The organism is Acidithiobacillus sp. HP-11, from assembly GCF_015100075.1.
Classification (GTDB): Bacteria; Pseudomonadota; Gammaproteobacteria; order Acidithiobacillales; family Acidithiobacillaceae; genus Acidithiobacillus; species Acidithiobacillus thiooxidans.
The window spans coordinates 1-24,565 of the sequence record NZ_JACKYY010000009.1; the positions used below are offsets into that span (position 1 = coordinate 1).

A 24,565-nucleotide genomic window follows, 5' to 3' on the forward strand; every position below is an offset into this window, starting at 1 on the left:
CGTGGGCTCGGAGATGTGTATAAGAGACAGGGTTATACCCTGGCGGAAATCAGCCGCTTCGGGCTGCACCATCTGCAAGGCCCGCGTACCGACCCCCGGACCCTGACTGAAATTGACGAGGCCCTCTGTGGTCAGGGGTTTTTTAACGGCCGCCTGCTCAATTACCGCCGCGATGGCCAGACCTTCTGGAACCATTTAAGCATTATCCCTATTTACCAGCGTACCGGCGCCATCAGCCATTATGTGGGCATTCAGCGCGATGTGACCGCCGAATGGCTGGCCCGCGAACAGCTGGAGTACGAAGCCTGCCATGACCGCCTGACGGGTTTGGGTAACCGGCGCGCGCTCATGGACCAGGTGGCCGTTACCTTACCCCGCGTCCAGCGCGGCCACGACGCCCTGGCCATCTGCATGATCGACCTGGATCATTTCAAACCCATCAATGATCTTTACGGCCACGAGGCGGGGGACCATGTGTTGCGCGTAGTGGGCCGCCGCCTGCATGCCGCCCTGCGCCGCAGCGACTATGTGGCGCGTCTGGGTGGGGATGAATTTGTGCTGCTGATTGAAGGCTTCAACAACTTCGAGGAACTGGAAATGATTCTGGTCAAAATCGAGGTCGTCATCAATGAACCGATTCACCTCAAATCCGGCGTGGTGGTGGGGGTGCGTCTGAGTATGGGCGTGTGCCTGTCCAACAGTGTTTACGCCGACGATTTCGAGACTCTGCTGCGCTATGCCGACCAGGCCCTGTATCGCGCCAAGGCCAACAAACGCCAGCGCACCCGTTACTGGGAGCTGTGCGTGATGGAAGAGAATGCCGACGAAACCACCCGTAAACCTTCCAGTGCGGACCCCGTATCGGTAAACAGGAGCGATGCAGATGAAAGTTGAGAAACGTGATGCGCAGGATACCCAGCTGCAGACCCGAATTGTCATTGTCGATGACCAGTCCACCGGTCGCAAGATTCTCGAAAAAATCATGCAGGAACTCTCCCCGCATCTGCGGGTGGACAGTTTTGCCAGCCCCCTGGAGGCGCTGGCCACCCTTGAGAACCAGCCACCCGATTTGATTCTGGTGGATTATAAAATGCCCGATATGGATGGTCTGGAGTTTACCCGTCAGGTCCGGCGCCTGCCGGGCTGCAGTGACGTGCCGCTAGTGATTGTTACCGTCATCCAGGATATCCAAATTCGTTATCAGGCCCTGGAAGCCGGGGCCACGGATTTTTTAACCCGACCGCTGGATGCGGTGGAGTGTCAGGCCCGCTGCCGTAATCTGCTGCATTTGCGGTCCCAGCAAAAACTGCTCAGGGATCGGTCGCAATGGCTGGAAAACCAGGTGGCGGCGGCCACCGCAGAAGTCCACCAGCGCGAACAGGAAACCCTCATGCTCCTGGCCCGTGCCGGCGAATACCGGGATAACGAAACCGGATGTCATGTTACCCGCATGGCCCGCTACGCCCGCTGCATTGCCGAGGCGTTGCAGCTACCAGTGAGTGAGTGTGAGGCGATTGAGTTGGCCGCGCCGCTCCATGACATCGGCAAAATCGGCATTCCCGACGCGATTTTGTTGAAACCGGGCAAGCTGTCTGCGGCCGAATTCGACATCATGAAAACCCATGCGCAAATTGGTCAGGACATTCTGGCCGCCAGCCGTTCGCCTTATACCCAACTGGGCGCCGTCATTGCCGGGGGCCATCATGAAAAGTTTGATGGCAGCGGTTATCCCCGGCAATTGCAGGGTGAGGAGATTCCCCTGGTAGCGCGCATTGTCGCCATTGCCGATGTATTTGATGCCCTGGCTTCTGAGCGCCCCTACAAACGGGCGTGGACTACCGAAGAAATACAGACGTATTTCCGGGAGCAGTCGGGTCAACATTTTGATCCCCAATGCGTGCAGGCCTTTTTTCAGCAATATGCGGAAATTCAAAAAATTCAGAGGCTTTTATGCGCCGCCCATCCTTAGGATTAAACCCCGGCAATGAACTGGAGCAGGCCAGCGTTCGCTTGCTGATGGGCCTAGCTTTATATGCTTATGTGTACACCTATCCCTACACCAGCTGGTTCAATCAACAGGATAGCCTGCAGAGTCTGAATCAGACCGCTTTGGTATTTTTTTCGGCGATCTTGCTGTTGCTGGCCAGCATCTGGGTCTGGCCGCAAAAATCACCTTTGCGTCGCGTGATCGGAATGTGCATGGATGTCGGTATGGCCACCTATCTGATCCAGGCCAGTGCGGGTATTGCCGGATTACCACTGCTGGGTATTTATCCCTGGGTTATCATTGGTAACGGCTTTCGCTTTGGGACCCGCTATGCGGTGGCCGCCACTTTCATCAGTATGATTGGTATTTTTTCGGTTTTAGACCCCCGCAATCTGTGGATCGGCGACAGTCACGCCCTGGTGGCGACCCTGATTATTTTCGGGGTCCTGTTTTTATACATGAGCAAACTCATTTCGCGTCTGAATGGCGCTATTGAAGAAGCACGCAAGGCCAGTCTCATCAAATCCCAGTTTCTGGCCAAAATGAGTCATGAATTACGCACGCCGCTGAATGGCGTCATGGGCATGAGTGAACTCCTTCGGGAAACGTCCCTATCGGCCGAACAAACCGAAATCACGGGGCTGATTCAAAACTCTTCCCGGACCCTGCTGGAACTCATCGAAAATATTCTGGATATTTCCAAAATAGAAGCCGGAAAGCTGCAGTTACATCCCATAGATTTCAGCCTGCGCAGCTTGCTGGACCAGTCCTGTTCGTCCCTGTTGGTACTGGCCCAGAAAAAAGGCCTGTATCTGGTCTGGGATTCCCCGGAGTCCACCCCGGATCTATTGCGCGGAGACACCCGACGCATACGGCAGGTTCTGTATAACCTGATCGGCAATGCCATCAAATTTACGGAACAGGGTGGCATAGAAATCAAGGTGCGCAGTCTGCCCATGACGCATCGTGAAATTCGCCTGCGTTTTGAAGTGATCGACACGGGTTGTGGACTGAGCGAATTGGCCCAGGAACACCTCTTTGAAGCCTTTACCCAGGTACATAACGCCACACAAAACAATGCGGAAGGAACGGGGCTGGGGACCACCATTGCCAAGGAACTGGTGGAAAAAATGGGGGGGCAGATAGGGGTCGAAAGTGTCCCCGACAAAGGCAGCCGGTTCTGGTTTGAATTGCCCTTACAACCGGCTGAAAAACCTGAAACGCTTCAGGAAACCGTGGTGAATCGGGCGAAACAGACGCCGGTTTTGATTCTGGCCAATCCAGCGCTGGGACAAGCCCTTGGGAATGCCTTGAAAACCTGGAATATTCCCAGTACACAAACAGACAGCTCCCATCGTGCCCTGGAATTGCTGCGTAGTGCCGGAAACCGGGGCAAAAGCTTCGGGCAGGTCTTTGTGGATCAACAAATGATGGATATGGCCGTCGATCATTTCGCGCGCCTCGCCCGTGACGAGCAACTGATAGGTCATACACCTTGGGTGCTGGTCAGCGATGCCTCCTTGCGTTTTGACCGCTATTTTCAGGATATGGGCTTCAGTGCGGTCTTAACGACGCCCATCGACAAAAAAATGCTGTTCAACCTGGTGCATACCGTGCAGAACCCCCGGGAAAACATGGGCAACAATATTGTTTCTCTGCATGATCATTATCAGCAAAGCCAGGGTAAAAAAGGCCTGTCCATACTGGTTGCCGAAGACAATATCATTAACCAGAAAGTGGTGCAGGGAATTTTGCGGCAGGCGGGACACCATGTGCGCGTTTCCAGCGATAGCGAAGAAACCCTGGATATTCTGGCGGAAAGCAGCTTTCCTCTGGACTTGTTGATTCTCGACCGCAACATGCCCGGCAAGGGCGGACTGGATGTCCTGAAAGCCTATCAGATGATGGAAACCGCGCATCCGGTTCCGGTCATCATGCTCACCGCCGATGCCACGCCCGAATCCATGCAGGCTTGTCTGGAAGCCGGGGCCAGTGCTTACCTCACCAAGCCGGTGGATGCCCGTATGCTTTTGGACCAGATTGCCCGATTGTGCCAACCCCGGGCGGCTTCCGCAAAAGCGCCGGCGGGGACCACGGCTTCAGCGGCCGCTACGCGTTCCGGGGCCTTGATTGATGAGTCCGCATTGCAGGGGATTGTGGATTTGGGTGGGCCGGAATTTCTGGCGGAGATCCTGCGCGATTTTGCCCAGGATGGTGAACAGTTACTGCGGGTCATACAGACAGCCCTGCAGCAGGAAGACTACCCCGGCTATCAGGATGCCATTCATGCCCTGAAAGGCAGCAGCGTGCAAATGGGCGCCCACGCCCTGCTGGAAAACTGCTTACAGGCGGAGGCATTGAAACCCCATGCAATGAGCGGTGCTGAAATCCTGAATATTTCCGCAGCACTCCAGCAAAATTTCCATAAAACCTGCCGGGCACTCACCGCCTATCTCGACGGCCAGCGCCAGACACGATGACCCTGCACTCGCCTGATTCAGACTGTTTCGGCATGCCGGGCCGACTGTCTGGCGATCAGCCTGTCCATCATCCGCAAATCCTTCACTGTGCAAGGACCATTCACAGCACGAACATTAGGTGTAAGGATGGCATGTCAATCAATACGTTGGTTTTGACGTTCATCTATTCAGCTACATAAAAGCTCTGGGCGGGTGGGAGGCCGACTATCTGCTAACGGGTAAGCTACCGCGTCGGTCTATTGAATGGATAATCAAGCAAAATCATATCACCAACAATCGCTACCGCTACTACTCGTTTCGACGCCCAGATTGTTATCTGAAAGTGTCCCACAAGAACTACTGGCTTGTGAACCTATTGGAGTCGCGGAAATGGTGAATCCTGCAGCCGGAGTAGTAGTAGGCGTTAAGGTGAAAGTATAATAGTCCGTATTCGGCACGCTGGCATAACCCAAGTTTGTCCAAGTGGTATAAGCATTATTAGTCGAATAATACTTTTGTTCCGCTGCGGCGACCGTCAAAATGGTCGATTTGGCATCTTCCATGCGGGTGGTTTGCAAATAACTGGTATATATGGGAATCCCGACTGCCGCCAGAATACCGATAATGGCAATAACTACCATCAGTTCAATTAGGGTAAAGCCCCAATCAGGTTGAAACACCATTCGGGGTGGAACTCTATTCCAGGTGAGCCACCATTTTGGCTGATAATCCCGTTTATTGCAGCGCTGGTTAGAAATGACCACCGCAGGATCGATATATGTGTTGGATCGTGATTCCATAGGCTTCAGTCCTTTATCGTAGCTCTATCCAGTTGATCTGGCTGCCCATGCCACCGACGGGAAATACCTCGGTAGCCACCGGAGTACCACTTACAGTTTGCTGTACCATAACAGACTGTCCATTGGCGCTGACCACTGTGGGCGAACCCGTCGCATTTAATTGCAGTCCTGAAACAGGAATACCCCCTAAGGTAATCGCCGCGCTATTGGTGCCTGAGCTGCGGAAAAATCCGTTGGCAATTGCGCCACCTGTCAAAGGGTTAAACGCATAAGTGAAGCCAGTTTGCAGGTCATTCGTACAGGTTTGCGCATTATTGTACGGTGGTATGGTCGTATCAAAAACTGCGGCACCTTCCACAAGGGAAGGGTTATAAGTGACTTGCTGATAAAGCGTGGTGCCGCTGCTGGTAACAGATGGCAAATCGAGCATGGAACCGTATTGTGCGTTGTTGCCGGTACAGGAGCCACTGCCCGCCCAGCAAACACTGTTTGAGGAGACATTGACCGCCTGGTTGTCGTTACTGGCTATTCCTGTATTGGTGATAATGTTGGTCTGTAAATCTCCAGGGGTTAATGGAAGGGCTGTACCACTCGGCCATGCATTATACTGTGTGGCTCCAGACAACCCATTCCAGGTGGACATGCCGCCATCCCAGATATCATAAATAGCCTGTGGCGTGGTGGCGTAAGTAGCTGGCGAAGTATTGGTCAGTGGAATAGTATTCCCCGTCCCGAACTGCAACATCACTTGTGGAGAACCATTTGGTGCGATGTTCGTGTCTACCAGAATTCTGGTGGTAATGGGTTGACCGGTTGCTGTGGTGAACAGTGGCGTCGGTACGTTTTTGCCAAAAGTGGAAACCCCCCAGCTCGCTGACGAGCTGCCGGTCACGTTGAAACGCCAGACATTGCCGTCCGTATCCCCTGCGTATAGGTAATCCACGAAATGATCCCCATTGAGATCGGCGGAAGAGACATAGTCAATACCGTCAGGAGTTGTTGAATTCCCCGTTCCTGTTCCCAGGAAAATGGTTTTATAAATAGAAAACCCACTGGCAGAAGGTTTTACCAAAAAGATAAAAATCCCCGCTTCGCCATCATCGCTATTCGTTCCATTGCCGCTGATGATGGCGAAATCACCATTGTTCATAAGACGGATAATAGGTTTGCCAGAGAGATCACCCATCGTAGCAGCATAGCTATTTGTCCCTGTGTTGACGTTCACTCCATCCCATCCAGGAGGCGTGGGCGTTGTTGCGTTAGACGGCACTAGGCCTTGGTTGGCGAAGGTGTAGTCTGCCAGCACGTCGGCAGGTTCTGCATTAGAAAGACTGGGATTCGTCACGTTGAGCATATACAGACCGCGCCCCCCTGTACCCATCCCTCCTACTAAAAGGGTCTGCCAATTCCCGCCATAAAAAACATCTCCCGAAGCCGGGGTTGCATTCACATAAAAGTTATGGCCGTAATCGGGATACGCATAATCGTTGGCCGTGTTGAGTTCGCTGTTAAAGCTCTGCAAAACCGCATAGGGCACGTAAGCAAGTACTTCCTGGCCGGTATTATTCGTAGAGACAAAGCCGCTGCTGCTGTAGGAACCTGCTGCAAACCCGTGCAGCATACCGTCATTGGCACCCACATAAACGACGTTAAGGCGGTCTGATTCGGTATTTGCGAAAGCGGGATACGTGTTTATCGTTCCTATTGCTGTATTTAACGTTGATGCGGCGCTGGGATTGATGGCATTACTAAAGGTTGCCGGCAGACCTTCATCTGGCCCGCCGATCCAGGTAGGACTGGAGTTGATAATGTCGCCTAGTATCTCTGTACGAATACGAAACTGTGGACTTGAATCAGCGGGATTATAGCTTGTAGCCTCATAATTTGTATTGGTATCACCTTTCAAATAGCGAAGCAGGTGTTGTCCGTTACCTGAAGTTGCGTAAGCGCCATTGAGCCAGCCTCGTTCATAAGAATTCAGGGCACTCCAGTTGAAAGAAATTCCGCTGCTGCCATTCCAGGTTAATGCAGGTAAGGTTTCATCGTATTTATAATATTGTGCTAGTGTGCTTGACGTAGGTTGTGTGTAACCTGTAGGGTCTTGTGTGGTACCAACATTGTACGTCGATGCGCAAACGCCACCAGTCAATACACAAGCGGCATCCCAATTCACTTCGGGATTGACCGTCACTACACCTGAGCTGGAGTTCACATTAATTTGTTGTGCTGTCAACCGTCCCCACCAGTTATCTGGGCTATAGTAAGCGAGAAATACCTGTGAACTGGTCTGTAGTTCTCCAGTTTCTTGTACGTTGACGCTAGCCGATGAGCTGGACTGATTGGCCGGTGCAGCCTGAAAACAAGTGATCTCATGAAAATCGTTATCACCACCGGTCGATGCTCCAAAACCAAAAAGAAATGAAGAAGGCATGGGTCCATTTGAACTGCTTATTGACTGGTTATTAAGTACTTGTTGATATGCCCCATTATTGTAACTATAAGAAAATGAAAGAAGCCCTGCAGGAGTTATGGTTATTTTATAACTGATGGGAGTGGCTGTACTTGCACTCGTGGCATTGGTATTAGCGATGGGTTGATTAGAAGGTAAAGTAACTTCACTGTTAGGGATATATTTGTAGTCTGGTAGGTATTTATTGGTATTGTTTTGGCAAACTAGTTCAGATGAATAGTTATAGCATCGTCCAAAATAATTTTGTGTGCACACATATTGATAGCTACAACCAGTTTGTATATTTCCACCACTTTGACAGGTTCCCATTACATCATAATTGGATACAGAAGTTCCTCCTAATGCATTAGCTATTGATGCCTCGTTTACGTTTCCATAACCGCGCATGGCAATGCTGTTAGGTATAAAACCAGGCCCAGAGTTCGTGTTGTCATTCGGATTAACGAAATTTCCAAATTCATCAATACCTAGACCTAAATATCCATTGGCGATGCCGTTAGGCTGTGATTCATTGCTTGAATTTTGAGAGCAGCTATAACCTAGGCTTCCTCCAATCGCACCAATGCTAAAATTTTTATTTTGAACTGCACTGGCATCATCACCATTCAGTAGATAAAAACCGATACCATCTGCTCCGGTTCCACCAAAAGTAAAGGTATTAAATGTGACAGTAACACCCGCATTACTGGGGAAAGGGTTTGGATCAATAATGGCGCCCTCTTGTTTATTTATATTTGGTGTTAATATAAGAGCACCTGAACCAGTTGGAGCCGTTATTGCACTCTGATAGGTGTTGGGTTGATTGGAACCAGTTAAGTTTCCGATCGTTGTACTGCATGAAGGAATAGTTCCAGATCCACTTCCTGCAGTTAAGCAGGCATCACCGAGAGCCAGCCAAGGTAAATTAGCAGATTGCCCTGTAAAATTATCAGTAACAGTAATTGCTTGCGCCGTCGGTGCCAAATACCATAACGAACCGGCTAAAGCTAATGTGATGAGCAGTTTCTGCTGCTTATTGCAACCTTTGATGTTGTTCATATTCACGGTCCCATGACATCGGTGGATGGGCTATTATAAACTCGGTAATACGCTTGCACGATAGCAACAGCGTTGGCGTTGCCTCCATAACCGGCAGCGGTAATTTTGTAGAGGCTGCCAGTTACGGTCCCGCCACTGTCTGATACCAGTCCGACATACTGAATGTAAAAGCGGGGTAGTTGGTAGACCGTATTGGACCCACCACTGGTGCTTACGGTCATCCCCGGTGGCTGAAAAATCGTGCCAATAGCGGCACCGTTAGTGGTTGGTACGGTCAGGTCATTGGGATCAAGGGTTCCCAGCGTTGGACTGTTAATGTTGCAGACCACGGGAGTGGTAGGAGTCGTACCTGGAGTGCATGCAATTCCTGCAGATGGATTTTGTGTCACCCAACCTTCTGCGTAGTTCAGGGCGCTGTTGGCGGCTTGCAGAGCGCGGGTTTTTTCAGAAAGATTGCCGGCAATGAGTTCCTGAATGGCATTGCTACCCAGCAAGGAGAGGGCAATAATGGCCAACAAAAGCATGACCACTAAGCTGACGACCAGAATATAACCCGACTCTTTCTGTCCGCAGGCAGGTGTCAGGAGCAATCCGTCGTTAGGCGTTACGGTCTCGGATAACCTGCCAATTATTTGATCTTGCTGGATTTCAGTTGACACCGCCTGCTCCCATAAAATCTACCAGAAATGTAAAGGGAATGGTTTGCGGTTGACCGTTGTTCTCGGTAGCGACATAGAGTGGATTGTTGAAGTTAAGTGTAATTTGCGCCGTCAACACATTAGACCAGTTGCTCACCTGACTCGCTGTTTCATAGGCCGTTACCGAATCCGATCCATTTGTATCTACCCCATACAGTACAGACATGCTTTGAACCTGTATGCCGCCGTTACTCCCATTGCCAACCAGAATTTGCGGGGTACCACCATTTACTGCACAATCTAGGCTCTGTGTGTTGGGGTCCACAAAATAGCTGTTATTGTAGTAAATGGGTGTCGTACTATTGTTGTTCGTTTGGCCGAGACAATTCATGGTGGTTGGTTCGTTAGTGTTGGCGTTCTCGGCGGACTGAAAACGAATGTTCAAAACATCGCCCATTCCGGATGAATTTGATGAAGATACGCCATCAATATATTGCCCTGGAGCGAATGTTCCGTAAGGCGACGCATATGTGGAAGCAACCAGTGCGGTATTGGCCTGTAACGTAGACAAGGGCGTTGGCCCGACTGTGCTCAGGGTAGGACTAACCACAAAATATCCCCCTGAATGCGCGACCTGCTGAATATTGTTGACGGCTCGCCGTTCTGCTTCCTGTAGGGCAGACATGCCGCGTTGAGAAATGGCACCGTAAAGTGTTCCATGCAGAACAGTAAACAATGCAATGGCGAGCAACATGCCCAACACCAGTGAAATGAGCACTTCGACAATGCCTAATCCGGCTTCATCCGCTGACATCAACGAATAGCCTGGCGGACAGGAGAATGGAGCTTTTGCCGAGCGCGGAAATATATGCACTTTGAGCTTGCCTAATCGGATCATGGCTGCACCACCAGTACGTAGCTTTGTGTCGAGACTGTGGCAGCGGTACTTGCCTGATGGTCATTCGCCATCTGGTTGACCTGCCACTGTATACCGATGCTGCAGGTAGTCGCAGCGGGGCTGGTTCCGGTCTGCGCTTGGGTGCTGCAATCCACCGTGCCCGTGCCGTTGGGCAGGGATTGGGCAATGGTATAGCCCCAGTTGCTCAAGTCCTCGGTGGCGATAGCAGAGGCCGTGCAGGCGGTCGTGCCATCACAATCTGGAGAACTGCTTGTGGGCGCAGTCTGGCTACTGCTGGCTCCCGCACCATTGACCCAATACGCCTGATTGGCCTGAATGGCTGTGGCCATGCTGGTCGCCTCCAGTGCCGCCAGACTCTGCAAGCGCGAGCTGGTATCATTATTCATGGACAGGGCCATGATACCGGCAACGCCCAACATGCCCACGGCAATGATGACCAGTGAAATCATCACCTCAATCAGGCTAAATCCCTGATCGCCGTATCTGCCTGTGGTCAGCATGCCGATGATGCGGTGTCCTGTTTTCATCAACTGCACCCACTTTGACCGTTGGCGAGAATATTCATGTGGCCCGTACCATTAATCGCCAGACAAAGACGATCATCGGCATTGTTGTCGGGCGTGTTGAAGACGAACATGCCGGACAGGGTGTTGGCGGTGGTGCTAGTGGCCGGTAAGCCGTTGCGGTTAAAGCATAACGACGTAGGTGCATTTGAACTGGGAGAAAACTCCACCGTATTTTGGGAGGAGAAAGCACCTTGGACTTTAAAGGGCGCGCCACTGGTGTCTGAGCAACTACTGTTGGTTGGGGCCATGACCACCCAGCCAGTATTCCATTGATTCGTACCGCTACAACTGGGGTTTGCGCTGGTTGGATCACCCGACGGACAAATGACCACATTACTACCCGTCGTCGCAGCCTCGCTGCGCGCCAGAGCAATATCGCCTTTTAAGGTATGCACTTCCGCCAACAAGGTATTGGATCGCGTGAAATTCTGATATTCCGGTATGCCAATTGCGAGAACAATGGCGACCATGGCAATGACGACCATGAGCTCAATCAATGTCAGTCCGACTTGGAGTTGACCCTCACCCCCCATGCGTCACCACCGCGCCCATCTTGAAGATCGGCATGTACATGGCGACCACCAGGGTGCCGACAATCACACCCAACACCACCATGATCATAGGCTCCATGAGGGTGGAGAGGCGATTGACGGATTCTTCTACGTCGTTTTCGTAAAAATCCGCCACCTTGCCGGACATGACTTCGATGGCGCCGGTTTCTTCGCCAATGGACAGCATTTGCGTGGCCATGATGGGAAAGACTCCATCGGTTTTGAGGCGAGTGCTGATGCGACCACCGGCGGCGACGTCATCGCGGGACCGTAATACGCTGTTTTCAATAATTACATTGCCGGAAACTTTCGAGAGGGTTTCCAGCGCTTCCAGAATGGGCACGCCCGCCGCCTGCATGGTGGACAGGGTGCGCATAAAGCGGGCGACGGCCCCTTTCAACAAAATGTCACCCAGTACTGGAATTTTCAGGGAAATCCGGTCAATGACGGTTTTGAAGGGCAGGCTGCGCTTGTAGGCAAAAATGAATAACCACACGGCGGCAATGGGCAGGAGTACGACTATATACCAGTGACTTTTCATCCAGTTGGAAATGTTGATGACAATCTGGGTGAGCAGGGGCAGGGTGGCTCCAAAGCTGCTGAACAGTTGCGAAAACACCGGAATGACGAAAATCATCAAAATCACCACCACCACCAGCATCACGGTAATGATGGCTGCTGGATAAAACATGGCGGACTTGACCTTTTTGTTGAGGGCCAGGGTTTTTTCGCGGTATTCGGCCAGACGCAGCAGGATGGTGTCGAGAATACCGCCTTGTTCACCGGCGGCAATCAAGGACACAAACAGTCGATCAAAATACTTGGGGAAATGCGCCATGGACTGAGAAAGTGATTCACCTTCCTTGAGATGCTTAAGGATACCCTTAAGGAGTTTTTTCATGGCTGCACCCTGGGTGGCGCTAATCAGCAGTTCAAAAGCCTGTACCAGCGGAACTCCGGCGTTGATCATGGTGGAAAGCTGACGGACCATGACGACCAGTTGAGCTTCCTTGACGCCTTTTTCACCAAACAACGGTTGGGGTACTTTGCGCACTGTAACCGGCACCAGTCCCTGTCTGCGGAGAGCTACCCGCACCACATTGGCACTGGCGGCATTCATTTCGCCTTTTTTCTTGTCTTTGGCACCGGGCAGGGTGGCTTCCCAGACAAAGTCGTAGGTTTTCGCCTCTTTCACCGCCACCTTTTTTCCTAGTGCTGTTGCCATCTGTTCACCTTGTCCATCCCCGTCTTCCTTCCCAATTAGCACATACCCATTATTTTGCAAGGAGTGGGATACCATGAATTTCATGGTTCCTTGAAAATACGAAAGGGCTGTAGTTCAATTTTGTCCGACTGGGTTTTGCTTGGTAGCTCAGCATACAGGTGGGGAAAGAGCGTAAGGCCGTATTGGATGGGATGGACAGATAGCCACAGCACGTGCTGAGTAGTATATGAACTACCCAAGCACACGCACTACGGTAAACAATAAGTGTAATTTATGGATGACCTGGATGACCACCCTATTTTAGTTGTTGCAGGCGAAGCCCATTGGCGGCCTTTTCGTTACGCTGGGCCGATATCTGGATCCAAATCAAGAGGATCGCCCCATTCATGCCGGACTTCTCCCCTTCTTTTGTCTGGAATGCTGATTCCTTTAAAAACTTCCTGAAAAGGCTTCAGGTCTGCCGGTAAGGATGGCATGCTATCCAGTGATTCCATAATCTTGCCCGCTTCTCGCGCGGTCATTGTGGCAACGACCATTTTATCTTCAATATTAACCTGCATGAGATTCTCCTTGATAAAATGACTTCGGTTGACGGAATTCATTATCCATGGAAAGCACTGCTTCTGCAGAAAGATAGGCAAAATCAAGCGTGGAGCGATTAAAATCCCCTGCTTTTTTAAGCAGGGCATCAGACACTTTGTCAGCCTCGGCTTTGCTCATCCTCAGTCGAAAAGTGCCATCAGACTGTTTTTCAAGATCCATCAAAACCTCCTTATATATTTTGAGCAAAAAATTAAAATACCACATGTGTAGACCATAAAAAATGAGTAATGTTCCGTTTTTAATGCAGCGTTTCCACACTTTCTGTCAGAATGCCAATATTCAGTTCCCGACAGGTCAGTTGTATGCCATGGACAATGGCCTGACGACGTTAGTGGCGATCAATATCAATAATCAGCCCTCTGTCGAGTTTGATATAATCGGGCAGGTAGTTCGCCAGCAAATTGAATCCCGCATAACCCGCACCAAAATCATCATCGGAAATTTTGCTTCATGTGGACATTTCAGCGATAGATATTTTTTTTGATCGGTAAAATAATATTATGGAAGTATCAGTTGTTCTCCTCTATTCAGAAACAACAAATCCATATAGGATCATAGAAATGAAAAAATAATCAATGACACCAGAAACGATAACCATTCTTCGCAGGAGAAATTGTATGAAACCTTGGTTGATTGTAACTGGTGCTTCGGGTTCACTTGCTGAAACTTTTATTCGTTTAGCATTAAAGAGTGACTGGCGGATACTGGCAGTCACTCGTCAAAAAGATTTACCTGCTATTTTTGAGTCATCAGAAATAACGATTATTCAGGCCGATGTATCGACTATGACGGGTACAGGTTCGGTGATTAATTTTTTCAAGGAGCGTGATGAAGTTCCTGAAGGACTAGCACATCTGGCTGGTTCTTTTCTGTTAGCCGGGTTATTACAAACATCTGAGGAACAATACCGGGCTTGTCTTGCAGCCAATCTCGACTCTGCCTTTTTTATGTTAAAGGCATTTGTGACACTTCGGAAAAAACGTGATAACGGTGGGAGCGCAGTTTTCGTATCATCAGTGGTATCAGAGAGTGGAGTCGCTTTTCATGAAGCGGTTGCTGCTGCCAAAGGTGGCCTTGAATCGCTCGTCAGGGCTTCTGCCGCCACACATGCCCGCGACGGAATTCGCATTAACGCAGTTCGCTCAGGCCTAATGGATACAAAAGCTGCGGCGCATTTATTGCGCAATGAACAAAGCCGTAAAATGGCTCAAAAACAGTATCCTCTTGGTGAGCTGATCCAGCCAGATCAAGTTGCAAAGGCTATTCTATTTTTGCTTGAAGAAGCACAAATTACGGGGCAGATTTTATCTGTTGATGGTGGGTTTAATGCCATACGCCCATTGGTTACCATTTGAAATGTTCCTATTTTGAAATCAATCCCATGATGACGTCAGTCACCGCTGTTGGCGGTGACGACCGACTTGCGTTTTGATGGCTCTGCTTTTCTGTATGTGTTTAGCCTTCGGTTGGCACCAAAAAAAGACACCGAGCAACTTTTTTTCTAAGTGTCTGTTTTTACTTGGTGGGTTATGAGGGGATCGAACCAACGACCTGCTGACCAGCGCCTCTCCCCACGTATAGTGGATCCCTTTAGTCAAGACAAAAGAGTGAATGTTTAAGCTACTCTGGCTTCTTCCATTGCAGCGGAATGGATCTACCCCAAATTATCCCTGAGTAATGGTGATGATCTTGTATTTTTCACGGCACCCTATAAGATATATCATAATTAGATATATCTAAAAGGCGGTTCCCATGAAACTATCCAATGACCAAGAGGGAAAATGTTCCGGGCCTTGCCACAGATCAGGGCAAGGCCGACGGAGATCTCGTATGCTTGATCCGGGCATGCTGCGTTACGTCGTCCTGCAGCATATTGCCCAGCATTCACGTCACGGATACGAATTGATCAAGCTGTTAGAGCAACAATCCGGGGGGATCTACAGTCCGAGTCCCGGGATGATTTATCCGATGCTCGCAATGCTCGAAGATCTTGGCCATGTTTCTGTAATTCTTGAGGGAAACAAGAAACTTTACGTCATCACTGAACAAGGGCAAGCGTTTCTTGAACAGAATCGCGCGATGGTTGTGGCCATCGAAGAACGGATCGCGACCCGATGCAGTGAAGACGCGCAACAGATACGCGAACATCTCCATTTATTGCGCGATGCAGTTATTCAACGAATACAAGCCTCTCCTTTGGTCCCGGAGCAGTTCCAAAGGATCAAGAAGATTCTTGAAGAGGCACTTACAGAGATTCAGACCCTCTGAATTAGGTCTGAAATGATGTTTAAAGGGGTAACATAATGAATATAAATAAAAAGTCTTGTTCACAGTTCGGCGATCAGCGTTCTGGTGAAAGCCGGATGAGGTCAAGCGGTTGTGGAAATGGCAGTCGTGGAAATGGTGGCCGTGGAAATAGCCGCCGAATGGATCAACACGGGTTTAATGCGAGCACAAACACATCTACTGAGTCTGAATTCATGGAAAATGAACATGCGGAGCAGCGCGCAGCGCACCTTGCGCAAATTCGTGCCGACATCGCTGCGTCACCGCGTGGCCTATTGACGAGCGAAGAACGCTCCGACTTGCTGTTGATGCGAGAGGAGGAAAAAATTGCGCGAGACGTTTATATTCGCTTATACGAGCGCTGGGGTATCCGTCCTTTCCAAAATATTACCGGTTCGGAACAAGTGCACATGGACGCGATGCTGGCTTTGCTTGAGCATTATGGGGAATCTGATCCGGCTCGGGGGTTGGCAGTTGGACAATTCTATCGTGCCGATTTGCAAGCATTGTATGATGATCTGATTAATCAGGGACTACGGAGCGAGGCAGACGCCGTTCGCGTTGGGTTATTGATTGAAGAACTCGATATAGCCGACCTACAAAAAGTGGCCCGACGCACCAATAAACCGGAAATCCTTGCGGTCTATGCAGAATTAGAGCGGGGCTCACGCAATCACTTACGGGCCTTTTATCGGTGGAAACAAAAGCTTGCTATCGACTATGTTCCGCAGCATCTGTCTTCTGCTGAATTCGAACGTACAGGTCTGTCTGCACACGAAATGTGCCATTGAAAAACAGGAGCAGTTGGTCGGTGATGGTCATCGCAGGGTGAACATCACCGATACGATGAGTCCATAAGACTTGGCAGGTGCCGGCATCAACATAATGTAATCCATAACTTATTGTTTATTGCATTTATGATTGGCATTACATTACTCATGTCACTTGAACTCTGTCATCTTCGTTAATTCATCGCACGGCCAAACGCAAAAGTTTGACCAGAATGACTGCGCGAAATTCACACTACCGCGCCAAAAGTACGGGTATTCGGGCGCGTTGACATATCCAGTCGGCAACACTCCCAATGAGGAAATGGTTCAAACCACGACGGCCATGGCTACCCACCACGAGAAGATCAGCCTCCCAGGCGGCACTCTCGCCAAGGACTAACTCACCGATGTGATTTCCGCCTTCATCGGTCTGTAGCCGTTTGGTATGGGTTACTACGCCGACCTTTTGAGCCCGTTTTTCTATTAGGTTGAGTATGTTTTGACCTGAACTGACTAGAAACTCGATGGATTCTGGTGTGGCGAAATACATTGCATAGAGGTCTACCACATGAACAATCAACAACTCGGCCTTTTGCTCCTGCGCTAGCCCAATAGCGATTGTTGTTGCTTTTTCAGAAGCATCACTACCGTCTGTTGCCAGCAAGATTTTTTTAAACATCGGTTCACCCTCCTTATCTGTCGATTTTAACGCATTAATTTTGTGTAGTTGACGATCATGCTTTGTTTTTCATGAGTAACACAATCAATATGACCGCTATGAAACTCCAGAAAAGGAACGTGAATGCATCCAGTATCCCCCGCATTGCTGCATGTTGCGCCAGAGTTTGTCCCAGTACCTGCCAAGCCAGCGTTCCCTGATGTAATCCGGCATCACGCAAATAGCGGGGCAGTGCCGCGCTGAATGGATTGATATGTCCACCCATCTGATTCCAGGCCTCCTGGGCTTCTTCCGTCATAATGGTGGAAATGATAGCAATACCCACAGAGCCTCCCAGATTACGCATCAGATTGAATATCCCCGATCCTTCGGGTGTCTGTTCTTTGCTCAGGGTTGCAAAAGCCAGTGTGAATAGAGGAATGGATACCAGGCCCAGGCCGAGACCACGGATAACCCCAGGCCAGATTATCCAGAAAGGGCTCACCTGCAGGTTGTAGGAGAGACTCAACCAGGTGCCCGTGGCCCCCAGACCGACGCCCGCCAGAATCATCCAGCGCGGGTTGGCCCCATGATTAAGCAGTCTGCCTGCCATCCACATGGAAACCCAGGAGCCTATCCCTTGCGGGGCCATGACCAACCCTGCGGTTTGCGCTTCATAGCCCATATAATCTTGCAGGTAGATGGGCAATATCACCATGGTTCCATAAAGCGCCAAACCGAATAAACCGATTCCTGCACTGCCCAGAGTCAGGGAGCGATCTTTAAGGAGACGCAAATTCACCAGTGGATGGGAAACATTGAGCGAGCGCAGTACAAACAACAAAATCCCCATGCCCGCCAGTAACATCAAAATGATGATGAAACGAGAACTGAGCCAGCCATCCTGATCTCCGAGGCTGAGCATCATCTGCAAGGCCCCCAGACCGATAGCCATCCACATGAAACCCAGCCAATCAATCGGCCGGGGATGCTCGCTTTTGCCGAAACTGGGAATGTATAGCAACAGCATGGTGAACGCGATGAGGCCAATGGGAATATTGACGTAAAAACACCAGCGCCAGGAAAGGTCCTGGGTGAGATAGCCACCGAGCACGGGGCCAACAATCGGACCGAGCATGGTCCCCATGCCCAAAGTTGCCATGGCTACTCCTCGTTTTTCCCGAGGATAGGCTTCTACCAAAATCGCCTGTCCGACCGGTACGAGCGATGCCCCCAGAGCCCCTTGCATGAAGCGCCAAAAGACAATTTCCGTGAGACTGTGGGATTGTCCGCTCATGATCGAGCAGACCAGGAAGCCGGCCACGCTCCACAGTATGAGCTGCCGTTGTCCGAAACGTTCGACCAGCAATCCGGTCAGCGGGGTCACGATAACCATGGCCAACATGTAGGTAGTGAGTGCCCAGGTAATCTGATTGCTGTTGGCGTGAAGCGATCCCTCCATATGCGGCAATGCCACGTTGACAATCGTGATGTCCAGGACATTCATGATAATGCAAGCCATTACGGCGATGGTAATGGCAAGAAGATGTGGGCTCCCCGTTTCGTTGGAGTAACGGCTTTCCGACTTTGGTGTATCCATGCCATTCATAGCTTATTTACGCATCTCGGCAATGCCCCTGCGGTCTCAGCCATAATATGTCGATTAAGCAGTCGTTGCGCTAAGCGTGACGCATTGGATTGTAGAGGCTGGCCAAAAAGTCCTGAATGACTGTCCTTACTTCAGGCCCGGAATCGGGATCATTCAACAGTTGGTGTGCATGCAGGCTGCCGGGCCAGCTACGCGTAGAAATAGGAAAAGGGGGGTGACTCGCGATTTCTCGGGCAGGGGCCGCATAAGCCTCATTTTCACTGAAAAGCAACAGGCCATGAGCCGCCTTGTTGGCCAGAAGTGGCAAATATTCCTCCCCTCCCGCAGGGGATAGCCATATGACGGCATCCACGGGTTTCTCCGTTTCTGCAAGCGCGGCGATAACGGCGATCCCGCCCATGGAAGCGCCCAAAAGAACGATTGGATTGGCGCGTTCTCTGCGTGCATAGGTTATGCTGGCCAAGATATCCTGATCATAACTGGCATTATCTCCCCGTTCCGACAGACCATATCCTCTGAAATTCGGGGCCAGCACGGTCCATCCCCACTGTTGCATATCCACAGCCAAGGGTTTCCAGGCATTTTTATCGTAGGCTTTACCATGGGCCATCACACACCAGGGATTCTGCGCAGGATAAATATCTGCCTCCAGTTTTACGCTATCGGTCGTGCAGAAAGAAATGGTTTGTGAAGAAAGAGAGGATGGCATGGGATAATCTCCTTATAGAGAGTTAAATATCGATCTACAACCCATTAAGCTGGCACAATTTGCCTTCGATAGCGATACCAACCCAACGGGATAAGAATCATGAGAATTAAAGCACCTATCATGGCGGGAGCATAAATGTTCTCTGCCATATGTCCCGGAGGGATCAGGCCGATAAACAGACAGGCGAGTGAAGTCATAAAGCCAATTCCGGCAACCAGCCAGAGCCCCCAGTTGCGGCCACCCGGAACGCGATAGGGTCGCGGCACATCTGGATGCGTGTAACGCAATCGGATAGCAGCCGTAAAAAGTAACAGATACATGAAGCAATAGAGTACAACGGCCAGAGAGGTCAGCAGCAGAAATGCTGTATTGACCAGGATGAGCAGGTATCTCGACATTTTAAGTGTGTGGCCCGACATGACGTGGTCGCATGGCCGCACCAATTTCGACCAGGGTATCTCTCGACAACAATTGTAGGGCTACGGGAAAGATTTCATTGTTTTCGAGGATAATGTGGGCGCGATTCATAGTGATGAAAGCGGTTGGATAAAGATGAACTTCTTTTCCGGCCACTATCGCTTCCAGATCTTGAGAAAGTTTTGACCATGCTTTTTCTAGATCACGATGCTGTAGGCTCAGATTATGTAAGGGAGCGCGTAGGTTTTCTGGAAAATTGTGGTGAGCAGTGAGTAGAGGGAAAAGATTTTGTTCTTCATCGTCATGATGAAGGCGTTCAGCCTGACAGAAATATTTGAGGACACGCCCAGCAGCCTGCCTGGCTTCCTCATCTGGTCCGTGACTGACCAGATGTGCAGGCAACTGTTCCAGTGTTTCGCATTGGCTCAAAATTTTGTTATGACAGGCCAGCAGTAGACCAATAGGATCATCAAAGTCAGGAGCAGTAACAAAAAGTGACATGATAAAGGTACTCCTTTGCGTCGGGAAAGAAGGAAAACGTCTGTGTTTCTCCCTGCGTCACGATTCTTAATCGTGCTAGCGGCAGGGGGGTGGTGATTACGTAGGTTTTGGGAACATTGCAACCAGGCCTTACATTTTGACTTCGGCCCAACCTTCATTATGACGTTTCATCAGCTCTGCCATGCCTCCAGCCACTACACTCACTCCGGGAGCCAACTGACGCGCCGTAATATGCAGTCGACGCATGGATGTTTGACAAGCTACGAAGCGGACTCCACGCATCTGTAAAATGTTAATTTCCATGGCATCTGGAGCATTCTTCAAGAGCATTTGCAGGCCAGGCCCCCAGGCCAACACTTCCAACCGGGCAGGTGGAATGCCGACCTTGTGGACGATGTGAGCGACTGCACCAAGAGTCATCGACCATGCCGATGGTTTTGCTGAGTCGACTTCAAAGAGCATTCGGTAAGGTCCATGGCCCCAAGCAGGCGCATCGGCAGCCCACGCCACCCCATAACTGAGCAATAGTGAATAACAAAGCAGAATGGTTATAAGCCATTTCGTAGGCTTTTCTTTTGCGGCTTTGATTGTCGTTGCAGATCTGCTTCTACGTGTGAACGCTTGATTCAATACCTCAAAAGTACAAACTCTGTGCAGGCTGTTTAGTAAGTAATTATTCCATATCATCTTAAGGCTCCATTGTTAATGGGCAGTTTCGGTAAAAGATTAATCAAATACATCAATAGTAAGCGTTGTTTTGGCTCTTCTTAGGAGAAAAGCCATTGTCACATCAGAATACATACTGCAACATCAAACGATCATCAATAAAGGTTCCCTGATAGTTCGCATAGGGATTGCTATGATCGATAGCCAGACGGTTACGCAGAGATAATCCCTTCCAGAATCCTCCCGGGGTATAGGTCACATCCAGATAGTTGGCGTCTACGTTCGGCAGGTAGGGATGCGTACAATACATGCTGTAGGAATACTTGATCCGCAATTGCCGTAGGGGATGGATCAAAAAGCCAAACTTCCAGGCATGTCCCGCCGCAGAAGATGAGACCAGCCCATAATCCATGATGCTGGTGTACAGTGGATCGGCACTGTACTGCTGGGTATAGGGGGAAACAAATCCGCCGTTATACAAAGTCCGGCCACCCATGGAAAACGGGCTGCGACCGGGGATCTCGTCATAGGCCGCAAAAACCTGGCCCAAAGGCGTTTGCAGACCTACCATGCCACCAAATACGGTCGCGTTGACGGGACCCGCGTATTGCGCTCCGTCCGCCCATTCCCGCGCATACTGAAAGTCGGCGAAGGGCTTCAAGCCATAGGGCAAGCCGGACACTCCATAATGGACAGTACCGTAAAACAGATTCGCCAAATCGTAAAACTTGTAGAACCAGGCGCTGGATTTCAAGCCCTGCCAATGCGCTTTCACCCCGAAAGCCAGTGTGCCATCCATATGATCCGGCATATCGGGATAAATGGGATTTTGATTCAGCAGGGTCTCTTGATAATAATTCCCCTGTATCCGGTTTTTAAAGCGAAACTCGCGAATCCCGATCAGTTGCAGGTTGTGAATGGGGTTGGCCTGCACGGTGACCGCCTGGAAGGTGCTTGGAATCATGAAAGCATCCGACGGATTCATCCAGGGGGTATGTAGCAATAGGTCTCCGGCTTTCACTTTCAACCAGCGATCCTGATACTGCAAATAGGCTTGTCCCAGCACATTCAGACTGTCTTTTTCCCCCATCAAGAGCGCATCCAGATGGGTATAACCGGGAGCATTCAGATCATTGGCACCCAGACTATTGGCCGTATAAAAAGCCACACCGGCGCTCAAGCCATAGAGCGGCGCCGTTTGCACTTTCAACATGCCGCCCAGTGAATAGGCATACTTATTGGGTAATGGGCTGCCGCCATAAAGCTGATTGAAGTAGTAGGAACGGATATTCCCGGTGACCTTGCCGGCTTCCAGAAACTGTTGAATCGTCTGGTAATGCTCCGCATGGGGCATAGTATCGGCCTGGGCCACTGGAGGTCCCATGAGCAAAGCGCCTACAGCAGCAGCGATCATTGGATATTTCATGATTGATATCTCCTTTTATTACGACAAAGTTCTGAATGATTTTTTCAGATCCTTCTAATCCCTCATTTCACTGAGGTCGTTTTCCGTCAGAAGCGGCGTACTTTGGATAGCACAGGCTTCCGGCAATCCTGTTTCGGCGGAAAGGCAGGGCGCACGAAACAGGCGCCCACTCCACATGCCCTTAAAGCTGCGTTGGGTCACAATGACCCAGAAAAAGGCCAAAGCAATGGTGAACAGCGCTCCCAAGGGTAAAAACACGCTCCAGTTGGTCTCCCTGGCGAGCAGGTAGGTGGCTGCGTTAAAGACGCCCAGGGGAAAGGTAAAACCCCACCAGCCCATATTGAAAGGCAGACCTTCGCCCAGATAACGCAGGGTAAAAAATACCGCCATCAGCATCCACCACAGCCCGAATCCCCAGAGAATCAGGGCGACAAAGAGGCCTGCCATGAAACCAAAATCACCCATTCCCGCAAGGGTCGTTCCCGCAAAGACTTTCTGATCGGCCAAACCCAGAGTAATCATCGCCATGGCACCGGTTCCCAAGGGTCCCAAAGGCAGCCAGGCGGACACCGCCATGTCCTGATGGGGGAGCTTGTGCAGGGTCAGGCGTAAAAGCAGGATAGCTAGAATCCCCATGGCCAGCAGCACCGAAACGGCCCAGAGCAGATAACTCACATAAATGACGGTGCTTCCCAACGCGGGGGACAAATGCTGCGCCAATAACCCGCCACTGGCCGCTGCGACTTCCGGGGGAACAATGGGCAACAGCCAGGCAGCCGTCATTTTTTCAACGCTGTGTTCCTGGGCGGTAAACATGAAGTACGGCACCAGGAGCACCGAAAACAGCGCCAAAGCCACATCCACCCACCACATGACATTGGTGATTTGCAGGGACAACGCCGTGACCGGCCAGATAATCAGCATGCCATTGACGATGGTGGCGAAACCCATGGGGATGGCACCAATGAAAAGGGACTGCACCGGATGATGAAAGAGGCGGCGAAAGCTGGCGGGATAAAACGCCGCCCGCCCAAGAAACAGCAGGGCAAACAGTGCGAAAAATAATACGTTAATGGTCCATAAACCCTGTGCAAAGATTTTCTGACCCCAGTCGCCATAAGGAAACTCGGCGATCATGAGCGCCAAAATGCCCGTACCCATATTGGCGGCGAACCAGTTGGGTGTGAAATGACGGATGATTTCCCTGGGATCATTTCCTGGAACTTCAGCAAGGATTTTCATGACGATTTTTCCGATGCAATGAATTTGTAGCTAGCTTGCACCTGGACAGGATATTCATCTAATGCTAATTTTTCATAGTTATAATAATCACAGGTAATTTCTAAAATACTGGAGCCCTTTTATGCTGCATCAGCGTATTGATCCTGTTTTGTTGCTGGTCTGGGCCCAGGCGGCGCGCCATGGCAATCTCCATGCGGCGGCAGAAAGTCTGTTCATGACCCAGCCCGCAGTCTCTCACCGTCTCAAAAACCTCCAGGAAATTGTCGGAGAACCGCTCTATCAGCGAAATCGCCACGGTATCACCCCTACGGCCATGGGGATGGCGCTGTTACGCATTGCCGAACAAATCGAAAATGCCCTGGAAGACGCCCGCCATCTCTGTCAGGACACCGAAAAAATGCTGCGTGGCTCGCTATCCATTCTCGCCAGCCACAGCAATGCGGAAACCCTGCTACCTCAAGCCATTGCCCGGTTCCAGCAACAATATCCAGGGGTGTCTCTGCGCCTCATAGCCACCAACAGCCGCGCCGCCAGGGCCATGCGCGATCAGGCTGATCTGGTTTTTGTAGAAGATGATCTGGCCTCGCCTGCACAGAGCGAGTGGGTTCAGGAAACCCTCCGGGAAACCACTATTGTCCTGCTGGCACCGGAAAACCCGCACTGGCTGCAGATGGCGCAAAAACCATTACCTTTGCAGGAATTGGGGTCCACCGCACTGGTATGGAGAGAAGAAGGGTCAGGCATTCGCGAGCATGCTCTGCAAGCCCTCAAAGATGCCGGAATTTATCCGGAAATCCGTTATGAGTTGAGTGGTCTCGCGGCTATTCGTGATGCTGTACGTTGCGGTTTGGGGGTAAGTTTTGTTTCAGCACTGAATGACAGTGGTGGGCAGCGTCCGGGGCTGATCACCCTGAATACGGAACCGCAAATTCGTCATCGCCTCTCGGTGCTATATCGCAAGGAAGCCAGCCACAGCAGCAGAGCTTTTCTGGAGTTGCTGCGCCAGCCTTCTGTTTAACTAGCGA

General features: G+C 50.7%; 25 protein-coding genes. 7 read left to right on the forward strand and 18 right to left on the reverse strand.

All coding sequences use genetic code 11. The features are described 5' to 3' along the window. From H7F08_RS04275 to H7F08_RS04285, 3 genes are all read left to right on the forward strand, one after another. Positions 1–894, forward strand: an 894-nt coding sequence (locus H7F08_RS04275) for a GGDEF domain-containing protein (protein WP_193639957.1), incomplete at its 5' end; no start/stop codon positions are given. Then, positions 884–1,969 (forward strand): HD domain-containing phosphohydrolase, encoded by a 1,086-nt coding sequence (locus H7F08_RS04280; protein WP_193639958.1) that lies wholly within the window; start codon positions 884–886, stop codon positions 1,967–1,969. The genes H7F08_RS04275 and H7F08_RS04280, both read left to right, overlap by 11 nt. Next, on the forward strand, positions 1,951–4,467 hold the full coding sequence (locus tag H7F08_RS04285; protein ID WP_193639959.1) for an ATP-binding protein: 2,517 nt from the start codon (positions 1,951–1,953) through the stop codon (positions 4,465–4,467). Before H7F08_RS04280 ends, H7F08_RS04285 begins: the two co-directional genes overlap by 19 nt. 266 nt (positions 4,468–4,733) lie before the next feature. On the opposite strand, the gene H7F08_RS15720 is transcribed toward H7F08_RS04285, so the two are convergent. The 10 genes from H7F08_RS15720 to H7F08_RS15830 form a co-directional block, all read right to left on the reverse strand. Further along, positions 4,734–5,246 carry a type IV pilin protein gene (locus H7F08_RS15720; protein WP_319803962.1) on the reverse strand — a complete coding sequence of 171 codons (513 nt, stop codon included), beginning with the start codon at positions 5,244–5,246 and terminating at the stop codon, positions 4,734–4,736. Between the two features lie 13 nt (positions 5,247–5,259). Beyond that, positions 5,260–8,754 carry a PilC/PilY family type IV pilus protein gene (locus tag H7F08_RS04295; protein WP_193639960.1) on the reverse strand — a complete coding sequence of 1,165 codons (3,495 nt, stop codon included), beginning with the start codon at positions 8,752–8,754 and terminating at the stop codon, positions 5,260–5,262. 2 nt (positions 8,755–8,756) lie between these two features. Beyond that, positions 8,757–9,413, reverse strand: a complete 657-nt coding sequence (locus tag H7F08_RS04300; RefSeq protein WP_193639961.1) for a PilX N-terminal domain-containing pilus assembly protein — start codon at positions 9,411–9,413, stop codon at positions 8,757–8,759. Continuing rightward, positions 9,403–10,206, reverse strand: a complete 804-nt coding sequence (locus H7F08_RS04305) for a PilW family protein (RefSeq protein ID WP_193639962.1) — start codon at positions 10,204–10,206, stop codon at positions 9,403–9,405. The genes H7F08_RS04300 and H7F08_RS04305 overlap by 11 nt, the downstream gene beginning before the upstream one ends. An 80-nt stretch (positions 10,207–10,286) precedes the next feature. Next, positions 10,287–10,838 (reverse strand): type IV pilus modification protein PilV, encoded by a 552-nt coding sequence (gene pilV / locus H7F08_RS04310; protein WP_193639963.1) that lies wholly within the window; start codon positions 10,836–10,838, stop codon positions 10,287–10,289. Next, positions 10,838–11,410 carry a GspH/FimT family pseudopilin gene (locus H7F08_RS04315; protein ID WP_193639985.1) on the reverse strand — a complete coding sequence of 191 codons (573 nt, stop codon included), beginning with the start codon at positions 11,408–11,410 and terminating at the stop codon, positions 10,838–10,840. The genes pilV and H7F08_RS04315 overlap by 1 nt, the downstream gene beginning before the upstream one ends. Beyond that, positions 11,400–12,653 (reverse strand): type II secretion system F family protein, encoded by a 1,254-nt coding sequence (locus H7F08_RS04320; protein WP_024894538.1) that lies wholly within the window; start codon positions 12,651–12,653, stop codon positions 11,400–11,402. Before H7F08_RS04320 ends, H7F08_RS04315 begins: the two co-directional genes overlap by 11 nt. A 338-nt stretch (positions 12,654–12,991) precedes the next feature. Then, on the reverse strand, positions 12,992–13,213 hold the full coding sequence (locus tag H7F08_RS04325; RefSeq protein WP_024894537.1) for a hypothetical protein: 222 nt from the start codon (positions 13,211–13,213) through the stop codon (positions 12,992–12,994). Continuing rightward, on the reverse strand, positions 13,203–13,415 hold the full coding sequence (locus H7F08_RS04330; protein ID WP_024894536.1) for a hypothetical protein: 213 nt from the start codon (positions 13,413–13,415) through the stop codon (positions 13,203–13,205). Before H7F08_RS04330 ends, H7F08_RS04325 begins: the two co-directional genes overlap by 11 nt. Before the next feature lie 169 nt (positions 13,416–13,584). After that, positions 13,585–13,656: a hypothetical protein gene (locus H7F08_RS15830; RefSeq protein WP_368072878.1), complete on the reverse strand. Its 72-nt coding sequence runs from the start codon at positions 13,654–13,656 to the stop codon at positions 13,585–13,587. A 217-nt stretch (positions 13,657–13,873) separates the two neighbouring features. Here H7F08_RS15830 and H7F08_RS04340 point away from each other — a divergent pair, with 217 nt between their 5' ends. From H7F08_RS04340 to H7F08_RS04350, 3 genes are all read left to right on the forward strand, one after another. Continuing rightward, the gene (locus tag H7F08_RS04340; protein WP_024894535.1) at positions 13,874–14,611 is read left to right on the forward strand and encodes an SDR family oxidoreductase; all 738 of its coding nucleotides are present in this window, start codon (positions 13,874–13,876) and stop codon (positions 14,609–14,611) included. A 475-nt stretch (positions 14,612–15,086) separates the two neighbouring features. Further along, on the forward strand, positions 15,087–15,524 hold the full coding sequence (locus H7F08_RS04345) for a PadR family transcriptional regulator (RefSeq protein WP_207650568.1): 438 nt from the start codon (positions 15,087–15,089) through the stop codon (positions 15,522–15,524). A 35-nt stretch (positions 15,525–15,559) separates the two neighbouring features. Continuing rightward, entirely contained in the window at positions 15,560–16,333 is a 774-nt protein-coding gene (locus H7F08_RS04350; RefSeq protein ID WP_193639965.1) for a DUF2202 domain-containing protein, read from the forward strand. Between the two features lie 232 nt (positions 16,334–16,565). Here the strand turns inward: H7F08_RS04350 and H7F08_RS04355 are convergent, their stop codons facing one another. The 8 genes from H7F08_RS04355 to H7F08_RS04390 form a co-directional block, all read right to left on the reverse strand. After that, positions 16,566–16,991, reverse strand: a complete 426-nt coding sequence (locus H7F08_RS04355; RefSeq protein ID WP_031573333.1) for a universal stress protein — start codon at positions 16,989–16,991, stop codon at positions 16,566–16,568. Between the two features lie 55 nt (positions 16,992–17,046). Further along, complete coding sequence (locus H7F08_RS04360) at positions 17,047–18,570, reverse strand: DHA2 family efflux MFS transporter permease subunit (RefSeq protein ID WP_193639966.1); 1,524 nt, start codon at positions 18,568–18,570, stop codon at positions 17,047–17,049. A 79-nt stretch (positions 18,571–18,649) separates the two neighbouring features. Next, the gene (locus H7F08_RS04365; RefSeq protein ID WP_193639967.1) at positions 18,650–19,288 is read right to left on the reverse strand and encodes an alpha/beta hydrolase; all 639 of its coding nucleotides are present in this window, start codon (positions 19,286–19,288) and stop codon (positions 18,650–18,652) included. A gap of 44 nt (positions 19,289–19,332) precedes the next feature. Beyond that, positions 19,333–19,686, reverse strand: coding sequence for an amino acid permease (locus H7F08_RS04370; RefSeq protein WP_227487806.1), 354 nt, complete (start codon positions 19,684–19,686; stop codon positions 19,333–19,335). A gap of 1 nt (position 19,687) precedes the next feature. Further along, entirely contained in the window at positions 19,688–20,206 is a 519-nt protein-coding gene (locus H7F08_RS04375) for a hemerythrin domain-containing protein (RefSeq protein WP_193639969.1), read from the reverse strand. 129 nt (positions 20,207–20,335) lie between these two features. After that, on the reverse strand, positions 20,336–20,893 hold the full coding sequence (locus tag H7F08_RS04380; protein ID WP_193639970.1) for a DsrE family protein: 558 nt from the start codon (positions 20,891–20,893) through the stop codon (positions 20,336–20,338). 103 nt (positions 20,894–20,996) lie between these two features. Continuing rightward, positions 20,997–22,298, reverse strand: a complete 1,302-nt coding sequence (locus H7F08_RS04385; RefSeq protein ID WP_193639971.1) for an OprD family outer membrane porin — start codon at positions 22,296–22,298, stop codon at positions 20,997–20,999. A 54-nt stretch (positions 22,299–22,352) separates the two neighbouring features. Then, complete coding sequence (locus H7F08_RS04390) at positions 22,353–23,540, reverse strand: TDT family transporter (RefSeq protein ID WP_031575999.1); 1,188 nt, start codon at positions 23,538–23,540, stop codon at positions 22,353–22,355. Between the two features lie 121 nt (positions 23,541–23,661). On the opposite strand from H7F08_RS04390, the gene H7F08_RS04395 reads away from it, so the two are divergent. Further along, on the forward strand, positions 23,662–24,558 hold the full coding sequence (locus tag H7F08_RS04395) for a LysR family transcriptional regulator (RefSeq protein WP_024893094.1): 897 nt from the start codon (positions 23,662–23,664) through the stop codon (positions 24,556–24,558). Positions 24,559–24,565 lie beyond the last annotated feature (7 nt).